This is a genomic window from Mesorhizobium sp. SEMIA396, assembly GCF_024518615.1.
Lineage (GTDB): Bacteria > Pseudomonadota > Alphaproteobacteria > Rhizobiales > Rhizobiaceae > Mesorhizobium.
On sequence record NZ_JANIFC010000002.1, the window covers coordinates 272,993 to 286,527 of the forward strand.

The following is a 13,535-nucleotide window of genomic DNA, read 5'->3' on the forward strand; positions in this document are numbered from 1 at the left end:
GTTGAATGACCGAGCGGATTGTCAGTTTTGTCATGAGCGGCGGCGTCGGCTCGAGGTTGTGGCCGCTGTCGCGCGAGGACAACCCCAAGCAGTTCCACGATCTGTCCGGCGATGGCTCGATGCTGGCCAAGACCTTGCGTCGGCTGACGGCCCGGCCGGAAGGCGAAACGCCGATCTTCCTGATCGCCGCGGAGCGCCATGCTGATCGCGTTCACGCCGATCTTGCTGGTCTCGACCTGGCCGGCGGCGGTCCGCTGTTCGAGCCGACCGGGCGCAACACAGCCGCCGCCGTCGCACTGGCGACGCTGCGCACGCTGTCCGAATTCGGTGACAGCCTGGTGCTGGTGATGCCGTCGGATCATGAGATATCGACCCCGCGCCAATTCTGGCATAGCGTCGAAGCCGGCACCGAGGCAGCGCGTAGTGGACGGCTGGTGGTGTTCGGCATCAAGCCGACACAGCCCGAGACCGGCTACGGCTATATCGAGGTCGCGGCCGAAAGCGGCGGCACCTTCGATGTGTCGCGCTTCGTCGAAAAGCCGGATATTGAGACTGCGCAAAGCTATCTCAAGGCCGGAAATTTCTACTGGAACACCGGTATCTTCCTGTTTCGCGCCGTCGCCATGCGTGATGCCTTCATAGCGTTCCAGCCGGATATCTGGCTGGCCACCGAAGCAGCTTACAGGGCAGCGACATCGGATCTGTCCGGCCTTTACATGCCGCTAGAACTCTACGCCGCCATTCCGTCGAACTCGATCGACTACGCCATCATGGAGCGGGCAAAAGACATCGCCATGGTGCCGGCCGGCTTCCGCTGGAACGATCTCGGCTCCTGGCAGTCGCTGCTCGATGTCGGCCCCGCCGACGACCGGGGCAATGTCATCATCGGCGATGTCGTCGCTATCGATTGCGAGAATTCCTACATTCGCAGTGATGGCCGCCTGCTGTCGGCGATCGGCATGAAGGACATCGCCATCGTTTCGACATCGGATGCCACCTTCGTCGCCCCGGTCAGCCACAGCCAGCACGTCAAGAAGATCGTCGAGCAGCTCGAAAAATCGGGTCGCCTGGAAACCAGGTTCACGCCGGCGCATGACCGCGTCATCGAAAGCGGCGCCTGGCGCCGGCGCGTGCATCACTGGCTGTTTCAGGAGACCTTGCCGCTGTGGTCGACATCGGGGGTCGACGAACGCCATGGCGGCTTTCACGAAGCGCTCGGCCTGGACGCCTCGCCGCTGATGAAGCCCAAGCGCATGCGCACCATGGCAAGGCAGGTCTATGCTTTCGCCGTCGCCCGAGCGCGCGGCTGGGACGGTCCGGCCGACCGGCTGATCAGCCACGGCATCACCTTCATGGCCGGCAAGGGCCGCACCGACAAGGGCGGCTGGGTTCGCACGCTGAATGTCGACGGCTCGGTCGCCGACGCCACCGAGGATGCCTACGATCATTCCTGCGTGCTCCTGGCGCTCGCGCATGCGCATATGTCTGGCAATCCAGACGCCTTGCGCCTCGGCGAGGAAACCTTCGCCTTTCTCGATGCGCATCTCGAAGACAGCCGCATGACCGGCTTCCTCGAGACATCGGACGGCAAAGGCGAGCGCCGCTCCAACCCGCATATGCATCTGCTCGAGGCCTTCCTCGCTTGGCATCAGGCGACTGGCGAGCGCGCCCATCTGCGCCGCGCAGCGCGCATCATCGACCTCTTCCGAAGTCATTTCTTCGATCCGGAAAGCTGGACGCTTGGCGAGTATTTCGATGCCGAATGGAAGCCATCCGCAGGAGAGAAAGGGTCATGGACCGAGCCTGGCCACCATTTCGAGTGGGCCTCGCTGCTGGTCGATTTCGCTGGACGCAGCGGCCAGGCCGAATTGAGCGGCTTTGCCAGAAAACTTTACGCGTCGGCCACTGCCAATGGCCTCAACCGCGCCACCGGCCTTGCCTATGGCGCCGTCTCGCGGCAGGGCCTGCCGCTCGACCTGATATCACGCAGCTGGCCGCAGGCCGAAGCGGTGAAGGCGGCTATCGCGCTGGATGGTTCGGGCGGGCCGGACCTGAAGCCCGAGATCGAAGCGCGCGTCGGCCGGCTGTTTCGCTGGCACATCGACCCGGCGCCGCTCGGCCTGTGGATCGACCGCATCGACGAGCGCGGCCGCTCACTGGCATCGGACGTGCCGGCCAGCATCTTCTACCACCTGGTCTGTGCGCTGACCCAGTATCTGGATGGGACGGCCGATCCGAAGGCGTAGGACTTGATCAGTACGGGCTCGCCACATCCCCGGTCTCGACATAGATCGACTTCAGCTGCGAATAGAGTGCCAGCGCCGCCAATGAATTCTCACGTCCGATGCCCGACTGTTTGAAGCCGCCGAACGGGATTTCGACCGGCGTCAGATTATAGGCGTTGATCCAGCAGGTGCCGGCCTGTAGCTCGGCAATGACGCGGTGGGCGCGCGGCAGGTCACGCGTGAAGACGCCGGCGGCAAGGCCGAATTCGGTGTCGTTGGCGCGGTTGATCACCTCGTCCTCACCGTCGAATTTCAGCACGCTCATGACAGGCCCGAAAATCTCCTCGCGGGCGATGCGCATTGTGTCGGTGACGCCGGTGAACACCGTTGGCTCGACAAAGAATCCGCCCTGGAAACCCTGCAGCGAAGGCACGTTGCCGCCACAGGCAAGCGTTGCTCCGTCCTGCTTGCCGATCTCGATATAGCCCACTACCTTGTAGTGCTGCGCCTTGGAAACCAGCGGTCCCATCTGGGTTTCGGGGTCGAGCGGGTCGCCGATGCGGATTTTCTTGGTCCGCTCGATCAGACGCTCGACGAAGCGGTCGTGAATGCCGCTCTGCACGAAGACGCGCGTGCCGTTGGAACAGATCTGCCCGGTCGAATAGAAATTGCCGAGCATGGCGCCGCCAATGGCGTTCTCGATGTCGGCATCGTCGAACACGATCAGCGGCGACTTGCCGCCAAGCTCCATCGTCGCGTGCTTCATCTTCGAGCCGGCGAGCGACAGCACCTTGCGGCCGGTCGGCACCGAGCCGGTCACCGAGACCTTGGCGACGACATCGTGGCCGACGAGCCCGGCGCCAACATCGCCATAGCCTTGCACCACGTTGAACAGGCCGTCAGGCAGCCCGGCCTCGCTGTAGATCTCGGCCAATGCGAGTGCTGAAAGCGGCGTGTTTTCCGATGGCTTGAACACCATGGCGTTGCCCATGGCGAGCGCCGGTGCCGATTTCCAGCCGGCGATCTGGATCGGGTAGTTCCAGGCGCCGATGCCGACACAGACGCCGAGCGCTTCGCGCCTTGTGTAGGCGAAGGGTCCGCCGAGATCGACCGACTCGCCATTGTAGGCGGCAACCGCACCGCCGAAATATTCAAGGCAGTCCGCTGCCGATGGGGCGTCCGCCACCAGCGTTTCCTGGATCGCCTTGCCTGTATCCAGTGTCTCGATGCGGGCGAGGTCGGCGTTGCGGGCGCGCAATATGTCGGCGGCGCGGCGCAGGATGCGCCCGCGCTCGACCGGCTTCAGCCGCGCCCAGGCGGGCTGCGCCGCCCGCGCCGCCTCGACGGCGAGTTCCAGCACGTTCGGCGTTGCCGAACGCAGCATGGCGATGGTCTCACCGGTTGCCGGATAGATGACCGGCAGCGGCGCGCCGCCTTCGTCCTCGATGTAGCGTCCGTTGACATAGTGCGATGCCGTGGGCTGGGCGCGCATGGGAGGTCTCCAAATCGTCTTCGCGGCATGCATGATCGTGCAGTCACGATCATGCTCTATCTGTCCGACGCCTGCCAGCTCGGATTGATCCATGGTTCCTGGTTGGACGGCGCCAGCGGCGTCCGGCCAAGGATGTGATCGGAAGCCTTCTCCCCGGTCATGATCGATGGCGCATTGAGATTGCCGTTGGTGACGCGCGGGAAGATCGAGGAATCGGCGACTCGCAAGCCTTCGACGCCAATGACCCGGCATTCCGGATCGACGACGCTCATCATGTCGTCGGCGCGGCCCATCTTGCAAGTGCCGCAAGGATGGTAGGCGCTCTCGGCATGATCGCGGATGAAGATGTCGAGCTCGTCGTCCGACTGCATGTGGCTGCCCGGCGAGATTTCCTTGCCCCGATAGGGGTCGAACGCCGACTGCCCGAAGATCTCGCGCGTCAGCCTGATGCAGTGGCGGAACTCGGCCCAATCGTCTGGATGCGACATGTAGTTGAAGCGGATCACCGGCTTGGATTTCGGGTCCGGCGAACGCAGCGTCACCGAACCGCGCGACTTCGAGCGCATCGGTCCGACATGCGCCTGGAAGCCGTGCGATTTCGCAGCCGCCTTGCCGTCATAGCGGACTGCCGCCGGGATGAAATGGTACTGGATATCGGGGTAGTCGACGCCGGCGCGCGAGCGCACGAAGGCTGCCGCTTCGAAGTGGTTGGTGGCGCCAAGCCCGGTCTTGAGGAACAACCACTGCGCTCCGATGAGTGCTTTCGAGAACGGGTTCAGCACCGAATTGAGCGTGATCGGCAGCAATGATTCCTGCTGGATGTAGAGCTCCATATGATCCTGCAGATTGCGGCCGACACCGGGCCGGTCGGCCACCACCGGAATGCCGTTTGCGCGCAAATGCTCGGCCGGGCCGATGCCGGACAGCATCAGTATCTTGGGCGAATTGATCGACGATGCGGCGACGATCACCTCACGTCGCGCCTTAACGACCTGAATCTGTTTGTGAGCTTCGATCTCGACGCCGATGGCGCGTTGATTCTCGATGATCACGCGCCGCGCAAAGCCCTTGACCAGACTCACATTTTTGCGCTTCAGCGCCGGCTTCAGATAGGCTGATGCCGCCGACCAGCGGCGGCCGCCGCTGATGGTCTGCTCCATCGGCCCAAACCCTTCCTGCTTGGAACCATTGTAGTCGTCGGTCAGTTCGAACCCGGCCTGGCGACCAGCCTCGACAAAGGCGCCATAGAGCGGATTTTTACGCGAGCCGCGCTGCACATGCAGCGGCCCGCCGTGGCCGCGCCAGCCATCCTCGCCGCCGTCCGAATCTTCCATACGCTTGAAATAGGGGAGCACGTCGGCGAAGCCCCAGCCGGCCGCACCCTCTTCGGCCCAATGGTCGAAATCGCGGGCGTGGCCGCGCACATAGACCATACCGTTGATCGAGGACGAGCCGCCGATCACCTTGCCGCGCGGTGTCGCCAGCACACGGCCGCCGAGATGCGGCTCCGGCTCGCTGGCAAAGCCCCAGTCATAGAGGCTCATGTTGAGCGGGATCGAAAGCGCCGACGGCATCTGGATCAGCGGCCCGATATCGCTGCCGCCGAATTCGATGACGATGACCGAATGCTTGCCGTCTTCAGACAGGCGATAGGCCATGGCCGAGCCGGCCGAGCCGGAGCCGATGATGACGAAATCTGCTTCAAGCATCGTTCATATGCGCCATGAAATCGGCGAGCGAGACATTGCCGCCGGTAGCCACAACAAAGGCGGTCTTGCCCCTCACATCCACCTTGCCGCCGAGCAGTGCGGCGAGCGAGGCGGCCCCCGAGGGCTCGAGCACCAGCTTCATGCGCTCGAAGGCGATCCGCATGGCGCTGCGCACCGATTGGTCGTCGACGGTGATGCCGCGAACACCGGCGGTCTTGACTGCCGCGAAAGGCGCGTCGCCCGGCCGTCGCGACATCAGCCCGTCGCAGATCGACTTCGGCCCGATCGGCATCGTCTCGATGCTGCCATGTGCCAGCGACGAGCCCATGCCGTCGAAACCTTCAGATTCGACGCCGATGATCTCAGTGGCGGGCGACAGATAGTGGAAGGCGAGCGAAACGCCGCCGATCAGCCCACCGCCACCGACCGAGCAGAACAAAAGATCGGCGCTGGCGCCTTTGGCTTCGAGTTGGTCAAGCGCTTCGAGGCCGGCGCCCGCCTGGCCGGCAACGATCTCCGGATCGTCAAATGGATGCAGCAGGGCCAAGCCTTCGGTCTCGGCGATCTCGCGTGCCTTGGCGGCGGCGACTTCCTCACGCGCGCGTTCGCCATGGTCGGTCAGCACGACGCGGGCGCCATAGCCGGCCGTAGCATCACGCTTGGCGGTCGGTGCGTCGATCGGCATGACGATGGTGACGGGAATGCCGAGCGCCTGGCCGGCAGCCGCCAGCCCTTGCGCGAAATTGCCGGAGGAGTAGGCGACGACGCCTTTCCTGGCCTCTTCAGTGGAAAGCTGCTTCAGGCGCCAATAGGCGCCGCGCACCTTGAACGATCCGGCCCATTGCAGCGATTCCGGCTTGATGAAGACGCGGGCCGCACCCGTCTCGCGGGCCAGTACCGCCGATTCCAGCAGCGGTGTGATCTGCGTCGCCCTGGAGGTGACGGCGTAGGCCTGCTTGAGGTGGTCGAGGGAGGGGACGAGAAGGTCTGACATCATTCGCCTCGCGGATACCTTTTGCTCTCTTCGAGATTGTCGAGGTTCATGTGATTGCGCATGTAGCGCTCGGACGCTTTTTGCAGCGGCTGGAAATCCCAGGGGTAATAGGCGCCGTTGCGCAGCGCCGGATAGACGACCCAGCGGCGCGCCTGGCTTTCGCGGACAGCGGCGTCGAAGCCGGCCATGTCCCAGCGCGACTGGACCTTGTCCATGAATGCCGCCACCAGGCCCGCATTGGCCGCGTCATCGACCAGATTGTCCCGTTCGAGCGGATCGGCTTCGAGATCGAACAGTTGCGGCGGATCGAGTTCGCAATGGACGAATTTGTATCTGCCGTCGCGGATCGCCACCAAGGGCGCGTTGGACCCTTCGGCCGCATATTCCATCAGCACCGGCGCGGTGCGCTCAAACCCCTTGGTGAGCGGCAGCAGCGACTGGCCGTCGGTCCACGGCGCGATTGCAGCGATGTCGATGCCGGCGAGGTCGCAAAGCGTCGGCGCCACGTCAAGATTGGAAACCGGCGTCTCGATCAGCCCGGCGTGAACGCCCTTGCCGGCAATCACCAGCGGCACCCGCGCCGAGCCCTCGAAGAAGCTCATCTTGAACCATAGGCCGCGCTCGCCGAGCATGTCGCCGTGGTCCGAGCAGAACAGGATGATGGTGTCGTCGGCCATGCGGGTGCGCTCGAGAACATCCAGGATCTCGCCCAGCTTGTCGTCGACATAGGAGATGTTGGCGAAATAGCCCTGCCGCGAACGACGCACCTGTTCCGGCGTGATCTCGAAGGAAGGATAGTCGCTGGCGTGGTACAGCCGCCGGGAATGCGCATCCTGCTCGTCATGCGCGATGAACCCGGTTTCCGGGTTCAACGCCTGGCAATGCTCATAGAGATCCCAATACTGCTTGCGCGCGACATAGGGATCATGCGGGTGCGACAGCGAGACGGTGAGGCACCATGGCCGATGGCTCGCATCGTCCTGTTCGCGCGAAAGCTGATAGAGCTTCTGTGTGGCTAGGAACACGACCTCGTCGTCATACTCCATCTGGTTGGTGATCTCGGCAACGCCGGCGCCGGTCACCGAGCCCAGATTGTGATACCACCAATCGATACGCTCGCCGGGCTTGCGGTAGTCCGGCGTCCAGCCGAAATCGGCAGGGTAGATGTCGGTCGTCAGCCGTTCCTCGAAACCGTGCAGTTGGTCCGGCCCGACGAAATGCATCTTGCCCGACAGGCAGGTGTAGTAGCCGGCAGCGCGCAGATGATGGGCGAAGGTCGGGATCGACGAGGCGAATTCGGCGGCATTGTCGTAGACGCCGGTGCGCGACGGCAATTGCCCGCTCATGAACGAGGCACGGCCTGGTGCGCAGAGCGGCGAGGCCGTGTAGTTGTTGGCAAAGCGCGCCGATCGCGCAGCCAACGCTTTCAGATGCGGTGTGTGCAGAAAATCCGCCGGGCCGTCCGGAAACAAGGTTCCGTTGAGCTGGTCGACCATGACGATCAGAAAATTGGGTCGCTTCGTTGTCACTGTTTGCGCCGCTCGCCGAGTTTTGTTTCGAGATAGTCCTCGACCAGCGCGATTGCGGTCGCGGCATCAGGCACGCCGTCTTTCAGCGCCCGCCTGATGTAGAGCCCGTCGATCATCGCCGCGGTCGCTTCGGCGGCGCGGTCGGCCTCGGCCCTGGGCAGGATGCCGACAAGCCCGCTCATCAGGTTCGAGTGCAGCCGCCGCGCATAGACCCTGAGCAGCCGGCGCAAGGCCGATGATTTCTGCGCCTCGACATAGAAGGCGAGCCAGGCGGCGATGGTTTCCGGCTGGAACTGGATGTCGGAGAAGTTGACGGTGACCACCGCCGAAACGCGCTGGCGCGCGGTACCAGCCGATTGAAGGGCGCGTCGCATGTCGATGGTCAGTTCGGCCAGGATGTGCCGCATCGTCGCCAGCAACAACTCGTCCTTGGCGCCGAAATAGTGATGGGCAAGAGCCGACGAAACCCCGGCGCGTCCGGCGATCTCGGACATGGTGACGTCGAGCGAGCCGCGCTCGCCGATCGCCGAGATCGTCGCGTCGATCAGCGCCTTGCGGCGCAGCGGTTCCATTCCGACTTTCGGCATCTCGCGATGATCCTTTGAGAAAACAGGATTATTTTTTATTGACGCGTCAATCAACAAAAAAATCGACCGCGATCTTGGCTGTACCAAGCGATTGTCCGCCTCCCGCCCTTCACGAAGTGGGCAAGATTGTTTATATTTGAACAATAAAGGCGAAATGCGCCGTGAGCCCACATGTTAGGCTGGCGCCAAGGATGGAGACCGCCATGACCGCATGCATCGTTGGCTGGGCGCATTCGCGCTTCGGCAAGCTCGAGGGCGAAACGCTAGAAAATCTGATCGTCAAGGTGGCAACCGACGCGCTCGACCATGCCGGCATCGGTCCCGACGAGGTCGACGAGATCGTGCTCGGACATTTCAACGCCGGCTTTTCGGCGCAGGATTTTACCGCCAGCCTGGTGCTTCAGGCCGACGACCGGCTGCGCTTCAAGCCGGCGACGCGCGTCGAGAACGCTTGCGCCACCGGATCGGCCGCGGTCCGTCAGGGCATCCGCGCCATCGACGCCAATGCCGCCCGCATCGTGCTGGTGGTCGGCGCCGAGCAGATGACGACGACGCCGGGGCCGGAGATCGGCAAGAACCTGCTCAAGGCGTCCTATCTGCCCGAGGACGGCGAGACACCGGCGGGTTTCGCCGGCGTCTTCGGCAAGATCGCGCAGGCCTATTTTCAGCGCTACGGCGACCAGTCGGATGCGCTGGCCATGATTGCCGCCAAGAACCACAAGAACGGCGTCGACAACCCCTATGCACAGATGCGCAAGGATTTCGGCTACGAGTTCTGCCGCCAGGAGAGCGAGAAGAACCCGTTCGTTGCCGGCCCACTGAAGCGCACCGACTGCTCGCTGGTCTCCGACGGCGCCGCCGCCCTTATCCTTGCCGACACCGCCACGGCGCTGAAGATGCGCCGTGCCGTTGCCTTCCGCGCCAACGAGCATGTGCAGGATTTCCTGCCGATGTCGAAGCGCGACATCCTGACCTTCGAAGGGTGCGAACAGGCCTGGAACCGGGCGTTGAAATCAGCCGGCGTGACGCTCGACGATCTGTCCTTCGTCGAGACGCATGACTGCTTCACCATTGCCGAACTGATCGAATACGAGGCGATGGGTCTTGCCAAGCCGGGAGAGGGGGCAAAGCTTGCGCTGGACGGCACAACGGCCAGGGATGGCCGCCTGCCGGTCAATCCATCCGGCGGGCTGAAGGCCAAGGGCCATCCGATCGGCGCCACGGGCGTGTCGATGCATGTCTTGACCGCCATGCAGCTTGTCGGCGAGGCCGGCGGCATCCAGGTGCCGGGCGCCAAGCTTGGCGGCATCTTCAATATGGGCGGTGCGGCGGTCGCAAACTACGTTTCCATTCTCGACCGGATCAGGTAAACCGCCCGCATTTACGGGAGGGTTCATGACAAATCCGGTTCTGATCGAAGTGTTGCGCGGCGCGATCGTCGAGAGCGCGCATCGCGGCTCAGTCGCGGTCTTCGATGGCGATGGCAAGCCCGTCTGGGAGATCGGCGACACAGCCAAGTCGGTGTTTCCGCGCTCGGCGGTCAAGGCGATCCAGGCACTGCCGCTGGTCGAAAGCGGTGCGGCCGATGCCTATGGCTTCGGCAACCGCGAACTGGCGCTCGCCTGTGCGTCCCACTCGGGCGAGCCGGCCCATGTCGATCTTGCGCGATCCATGCTGGCCAAGGCCGGGCTGGACGGATCAGCACTCGAATGCGGCACACATTGGCCGTCCAACCATGACGCCGAGATTGCGCTCGCCCGCGCCGGCGGTTCACCGAACGCGTTGCACAACAATTGTTCCGGCAAGCATTCCGGCTTCCTCTGCACCTGCGTCCACGCCGGCATTGCGCATCGCGGCTATGTCAAGCCGGGACATGGCCTGCAGGAAATGGTGCGCGACGCCATGCAATCGGTGACGGGCGCTGTCCATGGTGAGGACCAGCGGGCCATCGATGGCTGTTCGATCCCAACCTATGCGGTGCCGCTCAGGAGCTTCGCGCTCGGCTTTGCCCGCATGGCCACGACATCAGGTTTTGGTCCCGAGCGAGCCAAGGCCGCGAGGCGGCTGCTGGCTGCATGCATGGCCGAGCCCTTCTTCGTTGCCGGCAGCGGCCGCGAAGACGTCGCACTGATGGAGGCCGCACCCGGGCGGATATTTACGAAAGGCGGCGCCGAGGGCGTCCATTGTGCGGCAATTCCGGAACTTGGTCTCGGCATCGCGCTCAAATGCGATGATGGCGCCGGCCGCGCCGGCGAAGCCATGATTGCCACCGTCCTCGCCAAACTGTTGCGCGCCGACGAGGCATTGGCGTTCAAGCTGAGCGAGTTGGCAAACACGCCCATCGAAAACCGCAACGGTGCCAAGGTCGGGGCGCTGAGGCCGACGGCAGCCCTCAACTGACGTGATTGCGCTCGACGGTCAGATGCGCATAGCCGGTATCGTTTGACGAGGCGAGGTCGCCCGTTGCGGGCTCGGCCCAGCGCTGGCCGACAACCGCACCGTTGAGCGCGCCGTCGATGATATTGTCTGAAATGACCGCCGTGCCGGCACCCTCGACCACGGACACGACGATACCGGTTCCGGCGTTGCGGATGATGTTGCCCGTAGCGACGACATTGCGCAGGTAGGGACCCCAGCCGATCTGCATGCCATAAAGCGGCGCGTTCTCGATGACGTTGTTGGAAACGGTGGTGTCGGCCTCAACGCCGATGCCGACGCCAAATCCCGGCGAGTCGGCGGGGTAGGGACCGCTGGTCGACAGATTGCGCACGATGTTTCCGGAGCAGACGCCCATGCGGCCGCCTTCGTTGAAATTGACGATCGAGATGCCGTTGGCGGCGCCGTCGACGATGTTGTTGCTGATGATGGCGCCTTCGAACGAGAACTCGGAATAGACCGCCGTTTCGCCCGAGCGCGAGCAGGTGTTACCCGATATCTGCAGGTTGCTGGCGCTGTTGGCGCGGATCGCCGAGAAGGCGCAGTCCGAGACGATGTTGCCCGAGATGACGACATTGCCGGCGCGAAAGGCATTGATGCCGTTGCCGTTCTGCCCGGTTCCGCCGCTGCGTGCCTGGATCCGTTGGACGCGGTTGCCGGTGACCATGGTGCCGTCTTCGGCCACCTGCCAGCGGTGCACGAGGATGCCGCCATTGGCGCAATCGGAGACGGTGTTGCCCGTAATGGACAGCCCGCCAGCCTCGACCGAGTAAATGCCGGCATCGGCGGCGCCCGATATCTCGCTGCGCTCGATCCGGCCGATCGCGTGTTCCAGCGCCAGTCCGTTCTTGCCGCTGCCGGTGATCTGACAATTGTCGATGGCGAGGTGCGCGATACGGCGCAGATCGAGCAGCCCTTGCGTGTAACCGCCCATCGTGCGGTTCGAACCATCAAAGACCAGACCGCTGAGTTCGATATGGTCAGCCTGTTCGGCCATGAAAAGGTGGCCGTCACCGCCGTAAACGACGCGCGTCGCGCCCGGCACGCCGGAAAGCCGCACGCGGCCGGGCAGCGAGAGATTGGAGACGACATAAGTCCCGGGCGGCAGGAACACCGGCATATCGCGGGCATTGGCGTCACGCAGCAGCTTGGCGAAGGCCTTGCTCTGATCGTCTGATGTGCCGGGCTGCACGCCGAGTTCTGTGGCATTGATCGAGCCGCGCATCGAGGCTTTCTCGATGCCGCTCAAGCTTGCGGCCACCGCCTTGCCGAGCGCAAGGCCCATAACGGCAAAGCCTGCGGTCCCGGTCAGCAGCGTTCGTCTGTTCAACATCGGCACAGAATCCCAGCGTTCAAGCCTGATATCGCAGGAATCGTGCCAGCCGTTATGTCTCTCCCACCGAGGCCGCTACGATGGCTTGTCGTGCAGCCTTTCCGCGCCTAAGTTCAAGGAATGAGCAGAGCTTTCACCCGCGAGGAAGACAGCGAAAATGCCATTGCCGGTGTCGGTGAACGGCCAGTCAGCCACCACCGCAATCTGGTGACGGAACGCGGCTTGGCGCAGATCGAGGAGAATCTGGCCGATCTGCGCGACATATTGGCAAAAGCCGAACGCAAAGCCGACCGCGAGCGCATCGCGGTCGTGTCGCGCGACCTGCGCTATTGGACCGCCCGGCGTGAAAGCGCCGAACTCTCCGTACCGGAGCCGGGCAGCGACGTGGTGCGCTTCGGCATGGGCGTCACGATCGAGGGCGACGACGGCAGGAAGGTCCACTGGAAAATTGTCGGCGAAGACGAGGCTGATCCCACCAAGGGTAGCATTTCGCATGTTTCGCCGATGGCGGTCGCCCTATTCGGCAAGAAGATCGGCGACTTGGCCAGCGTCAACGGCAAGGAATGGGAAATCGTCAAGCTTTCCGAGAGCTAATCCTCGATCTTGACGACATGGTCGCGGAAGAACGCCGCGGCTCCGGCTTCATCGATCTCGCCTGAAGCAACGGCCATGACGAATTCGTAGAGCGTGCCGTTGTCGGCTGTCAGGACATGGCCGTTCACGATCAAAAATGCACCGGCTGCAACTATGGCCGTGCGCTTGTTGCCGTCGACAAAGGCGTGATTTCTTGCGATGCCGAAGACATAGGCGGCTGCTAGGTCTTCAACCGAAGGGTTTTCGTAGTTGGCCTTGTTCTCGGCACGCGCGAGCGCAGATTCGAGAGCATTTTCATCTCTCAAACCTTGAGCACCGCCATGCCTGCGCAACTGCTCGGCGTGCATCGCTTCAACCGCACGCCGGGTAAGGAACTCCCAGCTCATTCGGCGAGCTTCTGAAGCGCGACCTTGTATTTGTCCATGACCTTGCGAGCAGCTTCCATCTGCCGCTCGAAACTGTCGTCCATCGGCTCAAGGGCAATGCCCTTGTCCGTTTCGACGATCTGGAGCTGATCACCTGTCTTCATGTTCAGACGATCGAGCAGATCCTTGGGCAGGATCACACCTTCCGAATTACCGATCTTGCGAATGGTCGTGTTCATGACAGATATCCTGTTGCAACGCCGATTATAAC

At 63.3% G+C, this 13,535-nt stretch carries 12 protein-coding genes; 4 read left to right on the top strand and 8 right to left on the bottom strand.

Going from position 1 to position 13,535, the window contains the following annotated elements; all coding sequences use genetic code 11:
• The first annotated feature begins 5 nt into the window (after positions 1-5).
• Positions 6-2,246: a mannose-1-phosphate guanylyltransferase/mannose-6-phosphate isomerase gene (locus tag NP503_RS06205; protein ID WP_127269980.1), complete on the top strand. Its 2,241-nt coding sequence runs from the start codon at positions 6-8 to the stop codon at positions 2,244-2,246.
• A 7-nt stretch (positions 2,247-2,253) separates the two neighbouring features.
• Here the strand turns inward: NP503_RS06205 and betB are convergent, their stop codons facing one another.
• Genes betB through betI form a run of 5 tightly spaced genes read right to left on the bottom strand, consistent with a single transcriptional unit; the run spans position 2,254 to position 8,536 of the window.
• Positions 2,254-3,717, bottom strand: a complete 1,464-nt coding sequence (gene betB / locus NP503_RS06210) for a betaine-aldehyde dehydrogenase (RefSeq protein ID WP_127267971.1) — start codon at positions 3,715-3,717, stop codon at positions 2,254-2,256.
• Positions 3,718-3,773: 56 nt separating this feature from the next.
• Positions 3,774-5,426: a choline dehydrogenase gene (betA, locus tag NP503_RS06215; RefSeq protein WP_127267970.1), complete on the bottom strand. Its 1,653-nt coding sequence runs from the start codon at positions 5,424-5,426 to the stop codon at positions 3,774-3,776.
• Complete coding sequence (locus tag NP503_RS06220) at positions 5,419-6,420, bottom strand: threonine/serine dehydratase (RefSeq protein WP_127267969.1); 1,002 nt, start codon at positions 6,418-6,420, stop codon at positions 5,419-5,421. The genes betA and NP503_RS06220 overlap by 8 nt, the downstream gene beginning before the upstream one ends.
• Positions 6,420-7,949, bottom strand: a complete 1,530-nt coding sequence (gene betC / locus NP503_RS06225) for a choline-sulfatase (protein WP_127267968.1) — start codon at positions 7,947-7,949, stop codon at positions 6,420-6,422. The genes NP503_RS06220 and betC overlap by 1 nt, the downstream gene beginning before the upstream one ends.
• Complete coding sequence (gene betI, locus NP503_RS06230) at positions 7,946-8,536, bottom strand: transcriptional regulator BetI (RefSeq protein WP_127267967.1); 591 nt, start codon at positions 8,534-8,536, stop codon at positions 7,946-7,948. Before betI ends, betC begins: the two co-directional genes overlap by 4 nt.
• Positions 8,537-8,739: 203 nt before the next feature.
• On the opposite strand from betI, the gene NP503_RS06235 reads away from it, so the two are divergent.
• Positions 8,740-9,906 carry an acetyl-CoA acetyltransferase gene (locus NP503_RS06235; protein WP_127267966.1) on the top strand — a complete coding sequence of 389 codons (1,167 nt, stop codon included), beginning with the start codon at positions 8,740-8,742 and terminating at the stop codon, positions 9,904-9,906.
• Between the two features lie 25 nt (positions 9,907-9,931).
• On the top strand, positions 9,932-10,936 hold the full coding sequence (locus NP503_RS06240) for an asparaginase (protein ID WP_127269978.1): 1,005 nt from the start codon (positions 9,932-9,934) through the stop codon (positions 10,934-10,936).
• Here the strand turns inward: NP503_RS06240 and NP503_RS06245 are convergent.
• Positions 10,929-12,305, bottom strand: a complete 1,377-nt coding sequence (locus tag NP503_RS06245; RefSeq protein WP_127269976.1) for a TIGR03808 family TAT-translocated repetitive protein — start codon at positions 12,303-12,305, stop codon at positions 10,929-10,931. The two genes, NP503_RS06240 and NP503_RS06245, sit on opposite strands and share 8 nt — an antisense overlap.
• Before the next feature lie 120 nt (positions 12,306-12,425).
• On the opposite strand from NP503_RS06245, the gene greA reads away from it, so the two are divergent.
• Positions 12,426-12,899 carry a transcription elongation factor GreA gene (gene greA / locus NP503_RS06250; RefSeq protein ID WP_127269974.1) on the top strand — a complete coding sequence of 158 codons (474 nt, stop codon included), beginning with the start codon at positions 12,426-12,428 and terminating at the stop codon, positions 12,897-12,899.
• On the opposite strand, the gene NP503_RS06255 is transcribed toward greA, so the two are convergent.
• Positions 12,896-13,285 carry a type II toxin-antitoxin system death-on-curing family toxin gene (locus NP503_RS06255; protein ID WP_127269972.1) on the bottom strand — a complete coding sequence of 130 codons (390 nt, stop codon included), beginning with the start codon at positions 13,283-13,285 and terminating at the stop codon, positions 12,896-12,898. The genes greA and NP503_RS06255 overlap by 4 nt on opposite strands.
• Positions 13,282-13,503 carry an AbrB/MazE/SpoVT family DNA-binding domain-containing protein gene (locus tag NP503_RS06260; RefSeq protein ID WP_127269970.1) on the bottom strand — a complete coding sequence of 74 codons (222 nt, stop codon included), beginning with the start codon at positions 13,501-13,503 and terminating at the stop codon, positions 13,282-13,284. Before NP503_RS06260 ends, NP503_RS06255 begins: the two co-directional genes overlap by 4 nt.
• Positions 13,504-13,535: the final 32 nt, after the last annotated feature.

Bases quoted from the DNA above. Each gene is read 5' to 3' on its own strand.
- NP503_RS06205 (WP_127269980.1), top strand. From the start codon at position 6: ATGACCGAGCGGATTGTCAGTTTTGTCATGAGCGGCGGCGTCGGCTCG.
- betB (WP_127267971.1), bottom strand. From the start codon at position 3,717: ATGCGCGCCCAGCCCACGGCATCGCACTATGTCAACGGACGCTACATC.
- betA (WP_127267970.1), bottom strand. From the start codon at position 5,426: ATGCTTGAAGCAGATTTCGTCATCATCGGCTCCGGCTCGGCCGGCTCG.
- NP503_RS06220 (WP_127267969.1), bottom strand. From the start codon at position 6,420: ATGTCAGACCTTCTCGTCCCCTCCCTCGACCACCTCAAGCAGGCCTAC.
- betI (WP_127267967.1), bottom strand. From the start codon at position 8,536: ATGCCGAAAGTCGGAATGGAACCGCTGCGCCGCAAGGCGCTGATCGAC.
- NP503_RS06235 (WP_127267966.1), top strand. From the start codon at position 8,740: ATGACCGCATGCATCGTTGGCTGGGCGCATTCGCGCTTCGGCAAGCTC.
- NP503_RS06240 (WP_127269978.1), top strand. From the start codon at position 9,932: ATGACAAATCCGGTTCTGATCGAAGTGTTGCGCGGCGCGATCGTCGAG.
- NP503_RS06245 (WP_127269976.1), bottom strand. From the start codon at position 12,305: ATGTTGAACAGACGAACGCTGCTGACCGGGACCGCAGGCTTTGCCGTT.
- greA (WP_127269974.1), top strand. From the start codon at position 12,426: ATGAGCAGAGCTTTCACCCGCGAGGAAGACAGCGAAAATGCCATTGCC.
- NP503_RS06255 (WP_127269972.1), bottom strand. From the start codon at position 13,285: ATGAGCTGGGAGTTCCTTACCCGGCGTGCGGTTGAAGCGATGCACGCC.
- NP503_RS06260 (WP_127269970.1), bottom strand. From the start codon at position 13,503: ATGAACACGACCATTCGCAAGATCGGTAATTCGGAAGGTGTGATCCTG.